10 protein-coding genes are annotated in these 15902 nt (G+C 69.4%); 2 read left to right on the forward strand and 8 right to left on the reverse strand.

The genetic code is table 11. The features are described from left to right. The first annotated feature begins 1 nt into the window (after nucleotide 1). Together dgoD and COA07_RS09210 are read left to right on the forward strand one after the other, a co-directional pair. Nucleotides 2–1159: a galactonate dehydratase gene (gene dgoD, locus COA07_RS09205; RefSeq protein WP_066713387.1), complete on the forward strand. Its 1158-nt coding sequence runs from the start codon at nucleotides 2–4 to the stop codon at nucleotides 1157–1159. Further along, nucleotides 1153–1863, forward strand: a complete 711-nt coding sequence (locus tag COA07_RS09210) for an SDR family NAD(P)-dependent oxidoreductase (protein ID WP_096640837.1) — start codon at nucleotides 1153–1155, stop codon at nucleotides 1861–1863. Before dgoD ends, COA07_RS09210 begins: the two co-directional genes overlap by 7 nt. On the opposite strand, the gene COA07_RS09215 is transcribed toward COA07_RS09210, so the two are convergent. From COA07_RS09215 to kdpA, 8 genes are all read right to left on the reverse strand, one after another. Beyond that, entirely contained in the window at nucleotides 1860–2876 is a 1017-nt protein-coding gene (locus COA07_RS09215) for an aldose epimerase family protein (RefSeq protein WP_066711656.1), read from the reverse strand. The genes COA07_RS09210 and COA07_RS09215 overlap by 4 nt on opposite strands. Nucleotides 2877–2946: 70 nt before the next feature. Further along, the gene (locus COA07_RS09220; RefSeq protein ID WP_066711655.1) at nucleotides 2947–5760 is read right to left on the reverse strand and encodes a TonB-dependent receptor; all 2814 of its coding nucleotides are present in this window, start codon (nucleotides 5758–5760) and stop codon (nucleotides 2947–2949) included. Between the two features lie 127 nt (nucleotides 5761–5887). Next, the gene (locus COA07_RS09225; RefSeq protein ID WP_083956915.1) at nucleotides 5888–8107 is read right to left on the reverse strand and encodes an alpha-galactosidase; all 2220 of its coding nucleotides are present in this window, start codon (nucleotides 8105–8107) and stop codon (nucleotides 5888–5890) included. 77 nt (nucleotides 8108–8184) lie between these two features. Further along, nucleotides 8185–8877 carry a response regulator transcription factor gene (locus tag COA07_RS09230; RefSeq protein WP_096640839.1) on the reverse strand — a complete coding sequence of 231 codons (693 nt, stop codon included), beginning with the start codon at nucleotides 8875–8877 and terminating at the stop codon, nucleotides 8185–8187. Beyond that, complete coding sequence (locus COA07_RS09235; RefSeq protein ID WP_096640841.1) at nucleotides 8877–11564, reverse strand: sensor histidine kinase; 2688 nt, start codon at nucleotides 11562–11564, stop codon at nucleotides 8877–8879. Before COA07_RS09235 ends, COA07_RS09230 begins: the two co-directional genes overlap by 1 nt. Next, the gene (kdpC, locus tag COA07_RS09240) at nucleotides 11564–12136 is read right to left on the reverse strand and encodes a potassium-transporting ATPase subunit KdpC (protein WP_096640843.1); all 573 of its coding nucleotides are present in this window, start codon (nucleotides 12134–12136) and stop codon (nucleotides 11564–11566) included. Before kdpC ends, COA07_RS09235 begins: the two co-directional genes overlap by 1 nt. 11 nt (nucleotides 12137–12147) lie before the next feature. Further along, nucleotides 12148–14181 carry a potassium-transporting ATPase subunit KdpB gene (kdpB, locus tag COA07_RS09245; protein ID WP_066709585.1) on the reverse strand — a complete coding sequence of 678 codons (2034 nt, stop codon included), beginning with the start codon at nucleotides 14179–14181 and terminating at the stop codon, nucleotides 12148–12150. Nucleotides 14182–14193: 12 nt separating this feature from the next. After that, a complete protein-coding gene (gene kdpA, locus COA07_RS09250) occupies nucleotides 14194–15897 on the reverse strand; it encodes a potassium-transporting ATPase subunit KdpA (RefSeq protein WP_066709583.1) in 1704 nt (567 codons plus the stop codon). Nucleotides 15898–15902 lie beyond the last annotated feature (5 nt).

The raw sequence follows: 15902 nt of genomic DNA on the forward strand, positions 1-15902 counted from the left end.
GATGACCCGGCCCACGTCGCCGATCGCGAAGATCGAGCATTTTCTGGTTCCCCCGCGCTGGCTGTTCGTCCGCATCGAGACCGCCGACGGCGCGGTCGGCTGGGGCGAGGCCAGCCTGGAAGGACATGCCGAGGCGGTCGCCGGCGCGCTGGAGGCGGTGCGCGACCGGTTGATCGGCACCGATGCGCACCGGATCGAGGATGCGTGGCAGACGCTGTACCGGCTGGGCTTCTATCGCGGCGGGCCGGTGCTGATGTCCGCGATCTCGGGCGTCGACCAGGCGCTGTGGGATCTGCGCGGGCGGGCGCTGGGGGTGCCGGTGTCCGACCTGCTGGGCGGGCGGGTGCGCGATCGCATCCGCGTCTATGCCTGGATCGGCGGCGACCGCCCGTCCGACGTCGCGGCAGCCGCGCGCGCGCGCCGCGAGCAGGGGTTCGATGCGGTCAAGATGAACGGGACCGAGGACCTCGACTGGTTCGCCGGCCCGGCGGCGGTCGCCGATGCGGTGGAGCGGCTGGGGCTGGTCAGGGACACCGGCATGGACGTGGGCGTCGACCTGCACGGGCGTGTCCACAAGCCGATGGCGCGCCAGATCGTCCGCGCGCTGGAGCCGCTTGGCCCGATGTTCATCGAGGAACCGGTGCTGAGCGAACATCCCGAGGCGATCGCGCAGCTCGCCGCGCAGACCACGGTGCCGGTCGCGCTGGGCGAGCGATTGTATTCGCGCTGGGATTTCAAGCCGTTCCTGGAACGCGGCGCGATCGACATCGCGCAGCCCGACCTGAGCCATGCGGGCGGCATCTCCGAAGGGCGGCGCATCGCGGCGATGGCGGAGGCCTATGACGTCGCGCTTGCGCCGCATTGTCCGCTCGGCCCGCTGGCGCTGGCGGCGTGCCTGCAGGTGGCGGCGGCGGCGCCCAATTTCGTGATCCAGGAAATGTCGCTGGGCATCCACTATAACAATGCCGAGGCCGACCTGCTGACGTATCTGACCGACCCGGCGGTGCTGGCGGTCGAGGGCGGCACGGTGGCGGTGCTGGAGGGCGCGGGGCTGGGCGTGACGATCGACGAGGCGCGCGTGCGCGAGGCGGCGAAGGACGCGCACCGCTGGCGCAACCCGGTGTGGCGCGGGCGCGACGGGTCGCTGCGCGAATGGTGAGCGCGGCGGCACAGGGCGCGCGCGTCGCGCTGGTCACCGGCGCGGCAGGCGGGATCGGCGGCGCGGTGGTACGCGGCCTGCGCGCCGATGGCCTGACGGTCATGGCGGCGGACCATGTCGCGATCCCGGACGATCCCGACAGCCTGGTCGCGGACCTGGCCGATGCGGCCGCGCCGGCGCGGATGGTCGCCGCGACGATCGCGCGCTTCGGCCGGCTCGACGTGCTGGTCAATGTCGCGGGGGTGATGATCTTCAAGCCGGTCGCGGCGCATGACGCGGCCGACTGGCAGCGGGTGCTGGCGGTCAATTTGGTGGCGCCCGCGCTGCTGACCGCGGCGGCGTGGCCGGTGCTGGGCGAAGGAGCGTCGATCGTCCATATCGCGTCGGTCCATGCGCGGCGCACGTCGCCCGACGTCGCCTCCTATGCCGCGTCCAAGGCCGCATTGGTCAGCCTGACGCGGACGACCGCGATCGAGGGGCGCGAGCGCGGCATCCGCTGCAACGCGGTACTGCCGGGCGCGATCGACACCGCGATGCTGCGCGACAGCCCCAACATCCGGTCGGGCAAGGAGAAGATCGACCCCGCCGACATCGGCCAGCCCGAGGATATCGCGGCGGTAGTGCGGTTCCTGGCGTCCGACGCGGCGCGCTTCGTCACGGGCGAGGACATCGTCGCCGACGGCGGGCGGATGGGCGCGCTTTAGAGCGTATCGAAGCGTAGCAGCGTTTCGGACCGATACTGGCCCCCCGGATCGAGCCGGGTCGAGGGGAAGTGCGCGTGGTGCAGGGCATCCGGCCACCCCTGCGTTTCCAGGCACAGCGCCGCGTGCGGGCGATAGCCGTCGCACAGCGCGTTGCCGGTGTAGAGCTGGAGGCCGGGCTGGTCGGTCGACAGGTGCATCCGCCGTCCGCTGCACGGATCGAGCAGCAATGCGTCGCGCGGCGGCGACAGGCAGAAATTGTGATTGTAGCCGTGCTGCGCGGCGATCGCGGGATCGTCGCCGTCCAGTCCGTCGCCGACGCGGCGCAGCGTGCGGAAATCGAACGCCGTGTCCGCCACCGGGGCGAGCGTGCCGAGCGGGATTCCCGCCGCATCGATCGGCAGCACCGCGTCGGCGGCGATGCGCAACCGATGGTCGTGGATCGTCGAGCCCGCGACGCCCGACAGGTTGAAATAGAGGTGCGACACGAGGTTCACGTGAGTCGCGTGCGTGGTGCGCGCGGCGTAGCGGATCGACAGCGTCCCGGCATCCTCCAGACGGAAGGTCGCGGTGGCGGTCAACGTGCCGGGATAGCCCTGATCGCCGTCCGGGCTGACGTGCGACAGCGTGACCTGCCGCGCGTCCGCACCATCAATATGCCAGATCGCCCGGTCGAAGCCGTGCGGGCCGCCGTGGAGCTGGTGAGCGCCCTCGTTCGCGGCGAGCGCGATCGTGGCGCCGTCCAGCGGCATGGTGCTGCCCGCGATGCGATTGGCGACGCGCCCGCAGGTCGCGTTCATATAGGCATAGGGGCCGCTCCCCCCGCCGGCCGAATGCGCGGCGGGCGTGTCGGGGCCGACCAGCACATTTGCGCAGACGCCGTGCCGGTCGGGGGCGGACAGCGACAGGATCGTCGCGCCCAGATCGGTGATCCGCACCCGCAACGCACCGTGCGACAGCGTCAGGACATGCGCGATGCGGCCATCGGGCAGCGGATGGGGAAGGGGGGCGGTCATGCGTGCATGATGCCAGCATGCGCCGGCCGCCGCGATACCGTCATGGCATCGCGGCGACCGGTCGCCTGGGTCAGAAGCTGGCGCGCAGGCCCAGCGAGATGCGGCGTCCCTGATCGGACACCGTGATGAGCCGTTCCTCGAACCGCGAATAGCTGCGGAACTTGGCGTTGGTGAGGTTCAGCACCTCGAAGAAGGCCGAGACGTTGCTGTTGATCCGCGCCGACCCGCTCAGGTCGATCTGGTCGTAGCCGAAGATGTTCTCCGGCTGGCTTTGCGGGCCGAACGTCTGGCGCAGGAACGGTGCGCGCCAGTTGTACGCCCCGCGCAGCTGGAACCCGTCCTTTTCGTAGAACAGCACCACGTTGGCGGTGTCGGACAGCCCCTCGACGTTGAACGACTGGTTGCTGAGCGACGGGTCGAAGCGGATCGAGCTTTTCACCATCGTATAGTTGGCGCTGGCGCCGAACCCGTCGAGCGGCGCGGGCAGGAAGTCGAAGGTGGTCTGGATCGCCGCCTCAAGCCCGTACACGTCGCCCTTCTGCGCGTTGTACGGACGGTTGGCGAGGAAGGTCAGCCCGAAATACTCCTCCGGCTGCTGGCCCGAAATGATGAAGTTCTCCAGCTTCTTGTAGAAGCCCGCGAGGCTCGCGTAGCTCGTCCGACTGAAATAATAGTCGAGCGAGGCGTCGGCGTTCCACGCCAGGAACGGCTTCAGGAACGGGTTGCCGCCGCTGACCGTGTTCGAGGCGGGCGGACGGAACACGAAGTCCTGCGACAGCCCCAACCGGCTGAGCGTCGGCCGCGTCAGGGTGCGCGAGCCGGCAAGGCGCGCGGTCAGCTGGTCGGTGATGTCGAGCCGGAAGTTCAGCGTTGGCAGGATGTAGGTATATTTGTTGCGCGCATCGACGGGCACCGTCGGGCTGTACACCGGCACCGCCGCGGTGGGATCGGCGGGGTTCTGGATGATGTTGAGCAGCGTCACCGAATAGCCGGTGGCATAGACGTCGGTATGGACCAGGCGCGCGCCGGCCATCGCGGTCCAGCGGCTGCTGCCGAAGTCGCCCTTGAGGCTGGCCTGGAGGTATCCGGAGAAGGTGTTTTCGCGCACCGTGCCCGAGCCACGATCGCGATCGATCGGGTCGAGGCTGTTGTTGTTGCCGCGATACACCGCCAGGAAGCGGTTGCGCGCGTCGACGTCCGAAATCTGCGACACGGCCGCGTCCGACCCGTAATAGCTGACCAGCGCGTCGCGATCATAGGTCAGCCAGGTCAGGTTGCGTCCCTGCACGTTGGCGGTGAAATCGGTGAACAGCGATCCCGGCGCCACCGCCTGATAGCCGCAGTAGAAGCAGCCAAGCGGTTCGGGCGATTCGCGCACCACCGTGGTCTTCTTGCGGTTGGTGAACAGCAGGCCGCCCTGCAGCTTGTCGAGGACGGTGCCGATGTCCCAGGTGGCGTCGACCGATGCCTGGTTCACCGTGTCGCGGTTGCGGCCGCCGCGTTCCGAGCAGCAGTGCAGCCGCGGCGCGGACTTGTCGTTGGTGGCCAGCGTGTTGGTGATCGACGGCAGCCCGTCCGGCCCGGCGAGCGTGAAGGTGGGCGTGACCCCGATCTGGCGCGTGCCGACGACGTAGAACAGCTGGTCGGAATCGTTGCGGGTATTGGAATGCGCCGCGTCAAAGACCAATGTCAGCGCCTCGGCGGGCTTCCACTCGGCGTTGATGCCCAGTTGATAGGTGCGCGCGTTCTGCGGATTGGTGGCCAGGATGTTATCTGACGCCAGCCCGGACGTGGCGGTGGCGGGCAGCACCGTGAAGTTGGTAACGGTGCGATTGGCGTTGAACGTCGCCGAGGTGATCCGGTCGGGATCGGTGTAATAGCCCAGCTGGTTGGTGACGCTGGCGGTCTTCTGCTGGGTATAGAGCGCGTCGAACGCGAACTTCAGCGTATCAGACGCCACATAATCGACCGCGAAGGTCCCGCCGATCCGCTCACGATCGTTGCGGGTCGAGGTGAAGTTGACCGTCCGCGGCAGCGCCACGCCCTGCGCACGCGTTCCGTCCGCCTGGACCGGGCGGGTGTCCTTCACGCCATCATTGTTGGTGTCGATATTCTGGTTGGTGATCCAGCCGTCGGTCGACACGTTCGACAGCCGCGAAATGCGCTTGTCGTAGATGAAGCTGGCCAGCACGCCGAAGGTGCGATCCTCGTTCGAGGCGCTGATGACGCCCGAGACGACCGGGGTGATGCGGTCGGCGGTGTTGTCGTGGCGGCCGGCGACACTGCCCGCCATGTGGAAGCCGGCGCGATCGGTCGGACGCGCGGTGCGCAGGATCACGGTCGATCCGATGCCGCCTTCCTGAAGCCGCGCCTCCGACGATTTGTAGACTTCGGCGCCGGTGATGAGTTCCGACGACAGGATGTCGAACGAGAAGGAGCGCCCGCCGCCCTCGGTCGACAGCAGCCGGCCGTTGAGCAGCACGGTGTTGAATTCCGGCCCCAGCCCGCGGACGGTGATGCCGCGCCCTTCGCCGTTGACGCGGTCCACCGACACGCCGGTGATCCGCTGCAGCGATTCGGCGATGTTGGCGTCGGGGAACTCGCCGATGTCCTTGGCGGAGATCGCGTCGACGATGCCGACGGTATCGCGCTTCAGCTCCAGCGCGCTGGCCAGACTGGCGCGGATGCCGGTGATGACGATGTCGTCGCCGGGAGCAGGGGCGCCGGCCGGGTCGATCTGCGCGCCGGCGGGGCCGGACGCGTCGGGGGCGGCAGCGCCCGAGCCTGTCTGGGCCAGGGCGGGCGCGGCGCACAGTGCCAGTGCCGTTCCCGACAGCAGCACCGCCGCCGCCAGTCGTTGCGTGTGATTCCGAATCTGCGCCATGTCAGCCTCCCCTGTTGTTGGGGATAATAAATATGACTTTAGTGGCGTTGTCGAGATAAAAACGTCGCGTGCGGGGGTTAAAAGTGGCCGGTATGTGTGATTTCCGTCACATAAACGTATGATAATATCAGCGTCGCTCGCCACGCCCGGTGCGCGACAGGATGAACCCCATGCCCTGGAAGTCCCCGCGCAGCGTCACGTCGACGCCGTGGTTCATCCAATAGGCGCCGGTCGCGCTGGCGGGGATCGTGGCGGGCAGGGGGGTGCCCTCCATCGTCTCGATCCGGTAGGTCGCCTCCGCGTCCAGCCCGGCGAGGTTGATCGTGGGCATCACATCCAGCTTGTGCGTTGATCCCACCAGCGTGAACAGCGCCGCCTGCGACCGGTCGGCGGCGACGTACAGGTTGGTCCAGCGCGGATCGGCGCGGCTTTCGCGGTTGAGGCGGTACAGCGACCCGCGCTGTACCGTTTCGCGGATGCGCTTGTACGCGGCGACGTAATAGCGCGCGGTCTCCACCTCCGCCGGGGTCCATTTGTTGAGGTTGGTGCCGATCCCTAGCCCGCCCTGCATCGCCGACAGGAAGCGGAACGGCAGCGTGGTCTGGCGCTGGTTCACCCAATTGGGGCTGTCGGTCACCCAGGCCATCATCGTGGCGGGGGCATAGGCCTGCGTATAGCCGTCCTGGATGAGCAGCCGGTCGTACGGGTCGGTATTGTCGGACGGCCACATCTGGTCGGTGCGCGCCATGATGCCCAGGTCGACGCGCCCGCCGCCGCCGGAACAGCTTTCGATCTCCACGCGCGGATGGCGGCGGCGCAGTTCGTCGATGATCCAGTAGAGGTTGCGGACATAGGCGACGTAGATTGTCTGCTGTTCCGCCACGTCCGCATCGGGCCAGCCCGGTTCGGACCAGTTGCGGTTGTAATCCCACTTGAGGAACGCGATGTCGTTCTGCGTCAGCAGGTCGTCCAGCACCTTGAGCACATGGTCGCGCACGTCGGTGCGCGCCAGGTTCAGCACCAGCTGGTTGCGCCCCTCCGTCCGCGGGCGGCCCTTGAACTGCATCGCCCAGTCGGGATGCGCGCGGAACAGGTCGCTGTCGGGATTGATCATCTCCGGTTCGACCCACAGGCCGAAGTCCATCCCCAGCGAGCGGACCTTCTGGATCAGCGGCCCCAGCCCGCGCGGGAACTTGGCCGGGTTGACGGTCCAGTCGCCCAGTCCCGCCTTGTCGTTGTTGCGCGCGCCGAACCAGCCGTCGTCCATCACGAACCGTTCGACGCCCAGCGCCGCGGCGCGCTCGGCCAGCGCCATCTGCCCGGCCTCGCTCACGTCGAAATAGGTCGCTTCCCAGCTGTTATACAGCACCTTGCGCAGCGCCGGCGGCGCATCGCCCGCGTGCGGCAGGATCCGTTCGCGCTGGAAGCGGTGGAACAGCCGGCTGGCGCCGCCCTTCCCCTCGTCGGAATAGCCGACGTACATGACCGGCGTGTCGAGCTGCGCGCCGGCGCGCAGGCGATAGGCGAAGTCGAACGGATTGTAGCCGCCGGTGATGCGGATGCGCCCGGTGACATCCTGGTCGAAGGTCATCCGCCACGATCCGCTCCACGCCAGCGCGCCGATCCACGCCGGGCCGTGATCCTCGGTCGTGGCATCGCGCGAGACCATGAACCACGGGTTGTTCTGGCTGCCGGTCGATCCGCGGCGGCTTTCCAGCACGGTCGAGCCGGCGACCAGCGGGCGGTGCTGCAACGTCCATTCGGCGGCCCAGCGCCCGGTCGAATAATGGAGCTGATAGTCATAGGCGACCGGCAGCGTCAGCCCGGCGCCCGCCGCCTGATCGACGCGCACGTCGTCGGTGCCGCGATTTTCGATCCGTGCCGAGCGCGCGAGTACCCCGGTGCCGCGGTCGATCGTATAGGTCAACGTGACGAACACCGGCCGGTCGAGGTCCGACAGCGTCACGCGGATCGTGTCGCCGTCGATCTGGTGGCTGCGATAGTGGAGGACGAGGTCGCGGTTCCCGTCCGGCCAGGTGATCTTCAGCGCCGGTTCGGCGTACAGGCCGCCGCCCTGGCCGGCATATTCCTGCGGCACGACATTGGCGGCGACGTCGAACCCGCTCAGCCCCGACAGTTCGGGCGCGGCGAGCGGCGCGCGATCGGGCAGGCGGCGCCCCCAATAGACCGACTGGAGGATCCCTTGGGCATTCACCTTGAACGCATAGGTCACCTCGCCCCCGTCCAGTCGGAAGATCCGGCTGGTCGCATCGAAGCTCGCCTGCGCGAACGCGATGCCCGGCCACATCACCGCCACCAGCCCCGTCAGCCACCGATTGATCCGCATGTCGACCCCGTTACGCCATTGCCAAAGAATGAGCTGGATAAATCATATATATTCGGCAAAGGAAAGGGTCGGCGTCGTCACCCGTCGCTGCGCAGGCGGTAGCCGACGCCCAGTTCGTTGGCGATCACGCTGCCGACGGGGTCGGGTGCCTCCAGCTTCTGGCGCAGGTTGCGGATGACGATGCGCAGATATTCGATCCGCGCATCCTCGTCCCCGCCCCAGCACGATGCCAGCAGCCGGTCGTGCGTGACGATCCGGCCGATGTGGCGCGTCAGCAGCGCCAGCACGTCATGTTCCTTGCGCGTCAGGTGCACGTCCACGCCGCCGCGCGTCACGATCCGCCGGTCGAGGTCGATCGCCAGATCGCCGCGCACCACGACCTTGCCCGCCGCCACCTCCGCCGCCGGCCCGCGATGGCGCAGCGCTACGCGCAGGCGGGCGAGCAGTTCCTCGGTATCGAACGGCTTGGTGACGTAATCCTCCGCCCCCAGGTCGAGCGCGGTGACCTTTTCCTCCACCGCCTCGCGCGCGGAAACGACCAGGATCACCGCATCGCCCTGCTTGCGCAGCAGCGGGATGATGCCCAGCCCGTCGCGGTCGGGCAGGCCGAGGTCGAGCAGGATAGCGTCGGGCCGCTCCGCCGCCGCCAGCCGCAGCGCGTCGGCGGCCGTGCCGGCCTCCACCACCTCATGCCCGGCGCGCAGCAGCGTGTTGCGTAGCAGGCGGCGGATCGCGGCTTCATCATCGACGACGAGTATCCTGGCGGGCATCAGTCGGGGTTCCCGGTGGAAGGATCGCGCACGATCAGCGCGGGGGGGAAGGTGAGGGTGAAGCGGGCGCCCCCGCCCGCGCCGTCACCGTCGGGGCGATTGGCGGCCTCCACGCCCATGCCCATGGCGTCGGCGAACGCCTTGACGATGGCAAGCCCCAGCCCGGTGCCGCCGATCGCGCGGTCGGACCCGGCGAGGCGGGTGAAGGTTTCGAATACGGCGGCCTCCTGCCCCGGCGGCAGGCCGGGGCCGCGATCGAGCACCGCCAGCCGCACCTCGCCGAAGCGGTTGCGCCCCTCGATCACGATCTCGCTGCCCGGATCGCCGTAGCGCCCGGCGTTGTCGAGCAGGTTGAGCAGGCAATGGTGCAGCAGCTGCGGATCGACGCGCACCAGCGGCAGGTCGGGCGGCACGTCGAGCCGGACGGCATGCCCCTCCAGCGCGCGGCGGGCGTCGTGCGCGGCGCCGGTGACCGCGTCGCTGAGGTCGGTCGCCTCGACGTTGAGGCGGATCGCCCCGGCCTCGATCCGCGCCATGTCGAGCAGGTTGGCGACGAAGCGGTTGAGGCGCGCCGATTCCGCGCGGATCGTCGCGATCAGTTCGGGGGTGGCGCCCGCGGGCAACTGGTCCGCCGCGGCGATGACGGCGGTGAGCGGGGTACGCAGGTCGTGGCTGACCGAGGAGAGCAGCGCGGCGCGCAGCCGGTCGCGGGTGCGCACCGCATCGACGTCGCGCATTTCCGCCTGCAGCCGCAGCCGTTCCAGCACCAGCGCCGACTGGTCGATCAGGCTGCTGAGCAGCGGCAGCTGATCGGCGCGCACGGGATCGCCGGCACTGTCGCTGGCGACGCCCAGCACCGCCAGGATACGCTCGCCCGCCTTCAGCGGCTGAAACAGCCATTCCGACGCGGCGAGCGTGCCCGAACCCTTTCCGGCGGGCTGTCCGGTGTCGAGCGTCCAGCCCGCCGCTGCGGCGTCCACCGTGTCCAGCCGATAGGCCGGATCGCTGGCGGCGATGATCCCCAGGTGGGTGTCGGCGGTGGGTCCGAGCAGGATCGCCTGCACCCCCAGCAGCCGGCGCACGTCGTCGCAGATCATCTGCGCCGCGCGATCGGCATCGGTGACGCCCGCGATCTGGCGCAGGAAACCGGCCAGCGTGGCATTGGTGCGCGCGCTGGCGGCGGCCAGATCGGCCTGCGCGCGCACCCGCGCGGTCAGCTGGCTGGTCGCGATCGCGATGCCCATCAGGACGAACACCGAGACGATATTCTCGGGATTGTTGATGCTGAGCGTGCCGACCGGCGGCAGGAAGAAGAAATTGTATGCCAGGCTGGAGGCGAAGCCGGCGTACAGCCCGGTGCGCAGGCCGTAGAGGCTGGCCGCGGCCATCACCGGCAACAGATACAGCAGCGCCACGTTGCCGAGGTCTAGGACGTGGAACAGCGCGCTGGCCGCCGCGGTCACACCCGCGACCATCGCGCTGGTCACGGCATAGCCGGCGGGCGTGCCCCAGGAGCCGGGACGCCGCGCGCCGCGCTGGCCGGCGGGCGCCTCCGCCGCCACCGGCAGGACGTGGACGGTGACGTCGGGCGTGTCGCGGATCAGCCGGTCGACCACCGATCCGTGGCGCCATTCGAACCAGCGCGATCGACGCGACTTGCCCAGCACCAGCTGGGTGGCACGCGAATCGGCCAGGAAGCTCTGGATGCCCTCCACCACGGTCGGCGCAGGGACGGTGGCGACCGCGCCGCCCAGCTGCGTCGCCAGCGTCATTGCGGCGGCCACGCTGGCATGCTGCGCATCGGTGAAGTGCGCGGCGCGCGGGGTTTCGACGAACAGCGTCGTCCAGGGGCCGCGCAGCCCGTCGGCGATGCGCTTGGCGGCGCGGATCAGCCCGTCGGCACCGGGCAGTTCGCTGATCGCCACGACGATGCGGTCGCCGCCCGCCCAGGTGCCGCCCAGCCCCAGCGCGCGCACGTCGTCCAGCATCCGCGCATCGACCGCCTGCGCCGCGCGGCGCAGCGCCAGTTCGCGCAGCGCCGACAGGTTCGACCGTGAGAAGAAATGCCCCAGCGCGCGCGTCGCCTCCTGCGGCAGATAGACCTTGCCCGCCTTCAGCCGCTCGATCAGCTCGTCCGGGGGAATGTCGACCACCTCGATCTCGGCGGTTTCCAGGATGCTGTCGGGGACCGTTTCGCGCACGCGCACGCGGGTGAAGCTGGCGACGACGTCGTTGAGGCTTTCGACATGCTGGATGTTGACCGTCGAATAGACGTCGATCCCCGCCGCCAGCAGCTCCTCGATATCCTGGTAGCGCTTGGCGTGGCGGCTGCCGGGCGCGTTGGTGTGCGCCAGTTCGTCGACCAGCACCAGTCGCGGGGCGCGCGCCAGGATCGCGTCGAGATCCATGTCGTGGAGCGTGCGCCCCTCATAGGGGACGGCGCGGCGGGGGATCACCTCATGCCCGCGGGTCAGCGCCTCGGTTTCGACGCGGCCGTGCGTTTCCACCACGCCGATGACGACGTCGACCCCGTCGCGCCGCCGCGCCGCGCCCTCGGACAGCATCTCATAGGTCTTGCCGACGCCGGGGGCGGCGCCGAGGAAGATCTTGAGCCGGCCGGCACCCTCCTGCGCGGTGGTGCGCAGCAGGGCATCGGGATCGGGCCGTCCGCTGGCGGGGGCGGGCATCAGCGCGCCATGGCGTCCAGCGCGCGGTTGAGCGCCAGCACGTTGACATGGGGGTCGCCCAGCAGCGACGCGCGGGTCTGCCGTTCCACCAGCGCGGTCACGCGGCCGAGCGGCAGGCCGCGCACCCGCGCGACGCGCGGCGCCTGCGCCAGCGCGGCGGCGGGCGACAGGTCGGGGTCCAGCCCCGATCCGCTGGTGGTGACCAGATCGGCGGGCAGCGCGCCGGCGACCCCCGCCGCGCGGTAGCGCGCGACATCGGCGGTGACGCGATCCGCCAGCGGGCGCGCGGCGGGGCCGAGGTTCGACCCCGAGGAGGCGAGGCCGTCATAGCCCTTGCCCGCCGCCGACGGCCGGGTGTCGAAATAGCGATCGCTGACGAACGCCTGCCCGACGACGGTCGAACCGATCACGCGGCCCGCATCGTCGCGCACCAGGCTGCCGTTCGCCTGCGCCGGGAACAGCATTTGCCCGATCCCGGTCATCGCTAGCGGATAGCCCAGCCCGAGCAGCGCCGCGAACAGCAGCGCCATGACGATCGCGGGTCGCAGTGCGGAGGTGATATCCTTGCCCATCTGAATGTTCCTTACGCCAGGCCGAGGCCACCGACGAGCATGTCGATGAGCTTGATGCCGATGAACGGTGCGACGAGGCCGCCAAGGCCATAGATCGCCAGGTTGCGCGCCAGCAGCGGCCCGGCCGCCATCGGTGTATAGGCGACGCCGCGCAGCGCCAGCGGCACCAGCATCGGGATGATGACCGCGTTGAAGATGATCGCGCTGAGGATCGCCGATTGCGGCGAGGCCAGCCCCATGACGTTGAGCACGCCCAACCCCGGATAGAGCGCGACGAACATCGCCGGGATGATCGCGAAATATTTGGCGACGTCGTTGGCGACCGAGAAGGTGGTCAGCGCGCCGCGCGTCATCAGCAGCTGCTTGCCCAGCCCGACGATCTCGATCAGCTTGGTCGGGTCGCTGTCCAGGTCGACCATGTTCCCCGCCTCGCGCGCGGCCTGGGTGCCGGTGTTCATCGCGACGCCGACGTCGGCCTGCGCCAGCGCGGGGGCATCGTTGGTGCCGTCGCCGCACATCGCCACCAGCCGCCCGCCGCCCTGTTCGCGACGGATCAGCGCCAGTTTGTCCTCGGGGGTGGCCTGCGCCAGGAAATCGTCGACCCCGGCCTCCGCCGCGATCGCCGCGGCGGTCAGCGGATTGTCGCCGGTGATCATCACGGTGCGGATGCCCATGGTGCGCAATTCGCCGAAGCGTTCGCGGATGCCGGCCTTCACCACGTCCTTGAGGAAGATCGCGCCCAGCAGCCGCCCGTCGCGCGCGACCGCCAGCGGGGTGCCGCCGGCGCGGGCGATCTCGTCGGTGATGCGGCGCAATTCGGTCGCCGCCGCGGTCAGCCCCGACCCTTCGTTCGCGCGCAGGATCGAATCGACCGCGCCCTTCTGGATCAGCGTGTCGGCGAAGCGGATCCCCGACACGCGGGTCTGCGCGGTGAAGGGGATGATCTGCGCCCCGTCGGGCATCGCGCGATCGAGATGGAAGCGGTCGCGCGCCAGGACGACGATCGAGCGGCCCTCCGGCGTTTCGTCCGCCAGGCTGGCGAGCAGCGCGGCCTCGGCCAGCTCCGCCTCGCCCGCGCCGCCGACCGCGCGGAACTCGGCCGCCTGACGGTCGCCGACCGTGATCGTGCCGGTCTTGTCGAGCAGCAGCACGTCGATATCGCCCGCCGCCTCCACCGCGCGGCCCGACTTGGCCAGGACGTTGAACCGCACCAGCCGGTCCATCCCCGCGATGCCGATCGCCGACAGCAATGCGGCGATGGTGGTGGGGATCAGCGTGATGAGCAACGCCGCCAGGATCGCGACCGGGATGCTGCCGCCGGCATAAGCGGCAAAGCCCGGGATCGTGCCGACCGCGATCAGGAAGATGATCGTCAGCCCGACCAGCAGCAGTGTCAGCGCGATCTCGTTCGGGGTCTTCTGCCGCTCCGCCCCCTCGACCAGCGCGATCATGCGGTCGAGGAAGCCGTGGCCCGGTTCCACCGTCACCTTGACGCGGATCTCGTCGGAGATGACGCGCGTGCCCGCCGTGACGGCGGAACGGTCGCCGCCCGCCTCGCGGATCACCGGCGCGCTTTCGCCGGTGATCGCCGCTTCGTTGACGGAGGCGACGCCGGACACGACGTCGCCGTCGGACGGGATCAGGTCGCCGGTTTCGACCAGCACCACGTCGCCGACCTTGAGCTGGCTGGCGGGCACGGTGTCGAAGGTGCGGCCGTCGCCCGTCAGCCGCTTGGCGGTCAGTTCCGCCTTGGTGGCGCGCAGCGAGGCGGCCTGCGCCTTGCCGCGCCCCTCCGCCAGTGCCTCGGCAAAGGTGCCGAACAGCACGGTCAGCCACAGCCACGCCGCCAGTTGCAGCTTGAAGCCGAAGGACAGCGGATCATGGCCGATCACCAGCAGGACGGTCATCAGCGCCGCGACCGCGGCGGTGACGAACATCACCGGATTGCGCACCAGCTCCGCCGGGTTGAGTTTCACGAACGATGCCTTGACCGCCGGCATGACAAGGTCGGCGGTGAACAGGCTCTTGGTCTGGGAATGTGCCATGTCGGCCCCCGATCAGAACAGCTGGCCGCGGATCATCGCGAGATGATCGGCGATGGGACCGAGCGCGAGGCTCGGCAGGAAGGTGAGGCCGCCCAGGATCAGGATGATCCCGATCAGCAGGCCGACCCACAGCGCGCCGGTGGTCGGAAACGACCCGGCACCTTCGGGCGTGTATTTCTTCGCCGCGAGGCTGCCGGCGATCGCCAGCATCGGCACGATGATGAAGAACCGCCCGACCCACATCGCGACGCCCAGCAGGCCGTCGTAATAGGGCGTGCTGGCGGTCAGCCCGGCAAAGGCGGAGCCGTTGTTGGCGACCGCGCTGGTGAAGGCGTACAGGATCTCGCTGAAACCGTGCGGCCCCTTGTTGAGCGGTCCGGCCAGCCCCTGTTGCAGCACCGACGACAGCGCGGTCAGCCCCAGGATCATCAGCGGGAGCACCGCGATCGCCAGCACCGCCAGCTTCACCTCGCGCGCCTCGATCTTCTTGCCGACATATTCGGGGGTGCGCCCGACCATCAGCCCGGCGACGAACACCGCCAGGATCGCGAACAGCAGGAAGCCGTAGATGCCCGCGCCGACGCCGCCGATCACGATTTCGCCCAGCTGCATGTTGAACAGCGGGACCAGCCCGCCCAGCGCGGTGAAGCTGTCGTGCATCGCATTGACCGCGCCGCACGACGCCGCGGTGGTGACGACCGAGAACAGCGCGGAGGCGGCGATGCCGAAGCGCACCTCCTTGCCCTCCATATTGCCGCCCGCGACGCCCAGCTCGTGGAGCACCGGGTTGCCCCCGGCTTCCGCCCCATAGGCGACGGTGACGCCGGCCAGGAACAGGACCATCATCGCCGACAGGATCGCCCAGCCCTGGCGGGTGTTGCCCACCGCCTTGCCGAACGTCCAGGTCAGCCCCGCGCCGATCGCGAAGATCGACAGCATCTGGATCAGGTTGGTCAGCGCCGACGGGTTTTCGAACGGATGCGCCGAATTGGCGTTGAAGAAGCCGCCGCCGTTGGTGCCGAGCATCTTGATCGCTTCCTGCGACGCGACCGGGCCGAGCAGCAGCGACTGGCGCGCGCCCTCCAGCGTCTGGACGTCGACGACGCCGGCCAGCGTCTGCGGCACGCCGCAGGCGATATAGGCGATCGTCAGCACGGCGCAGAGCGGCAGCAGCAGGTACAGGGTGATCCGCGTCACGTCGGCCCAGAAATTGCCGACCGTCGCCGCCTCGCGTCGCGCGAAGCCGCGGAACAGCGCGAAGGCGAGCGCGATCCCGGTCGCGGCGGACAGGAAATTGTGGATCGTCAGCCCCAGCATCTGGCTGAGATTCGACATCGTGCCCTCACCGCCATAGCTCTGCCAGTTGGTGTTGGTGGTGAAGCTGATCGCGGTGTTGAACGACAGATGCTCGCCGACCGCGGCCAGCCGCTGCGGATTGCCGGGCAGCACCGCCTGAAGCCGCAGGACGGCGTAGGTGAAGGCCATCAGCACCGCGTTGAACAGCAGCATGTGCACCGCATAGCGGCGCCACCCCTGTTCCTGCGCCGGGTCGATCCCCGCCAGCCGGTAGAAGCCGCGCTCCACCGGCGCGAACAGGATGTGGACGGGCGTGCGCCGCCCTTCGTACAGCGCGAACAGCCACAGGCCGATCGGCTTGGCGAGCGCCACCACGATCGCGGTGAAGCCCAGGATCAGGAACCAGCCCTGAAACGTCATGGTCC

Source organism: Sphingomonas adhaesiva, assembly GCF_002374855.1.
GTDB lineage: Bacteria > Pseudomonadota > Alphaproteobacteria > Sphingomonadales > Sphingomonadaceae > Sphingomonas > Sphingomonas adhaesiva.

Coding starts and splice junctions, on each gene's coding strand:
- dgoD (WP_066713387.1), top strand. CDS start 2: ATGACCCGGCCCACGTCGCCGATCGCGAAGATCGAGCATTTTCTGGTT.
- COA07_RS09210 (WP_096640837.1), top strand. CDS start 1,153: ATGGTGAGCGCGGCGGCACAGGGCGCGCGCGTCGCGCTGGTCACCGGC.
- COA07_RS09215 (WP_066711656.1), bottom strand. CDS start 2,876: ATGACCGCCCCCCTTCCCCATCCGCTGCCCGATGGCCGCATCGCGCAT.
- COA07_RS09220 (WP_066711655.1), bottom strand. CDS start 5,760: ATGGCGCAGATTCGGAATCACACGCAACGACTGGCGGCGGCGGTGCTG.
- COA07_RS09225 (WP_083956915.1), bottom strand. CDS start 8,107: ATGCGGATCAATCGGTGGCTGACGGGGCTGGTGGCGGTGATGTGGCCG.
- COA07_RS09230 (WP_096640839.1), bottom strand. CDS start 8,877: ATGCCCGCCAGGATACTCGTCGTCGATGATGAAGCCGCGATCCGCCGC.
- COA07_RS09235 (WP_096640841.1), bottom strand. CDS start 11,564: ATGCCCGCCCCCGCCAGCGGACGGCCCGATCCCGATGCCCTGCTGCGC.
- kdpC (WP_096640843.1), bottom strand. CDS start 12,136: ATGGGCAAGGATATCACCTCCGCACTGCGACCCGCGATCGTCATGGCG.
- kdpB (WP_066709585.1), bottom strand. CDS start 14,181: ATGGCACATTCCCAGACCAAGAGCCTGTTCACCGCCGACCTTGTCATG.
- kdpA (WP_066709583.1), bottom strand. CDS start 15,897: ATGACGTTTCAGGGCTGGTTCCTGATCCTGGGCTTCACCGCGATCGTG.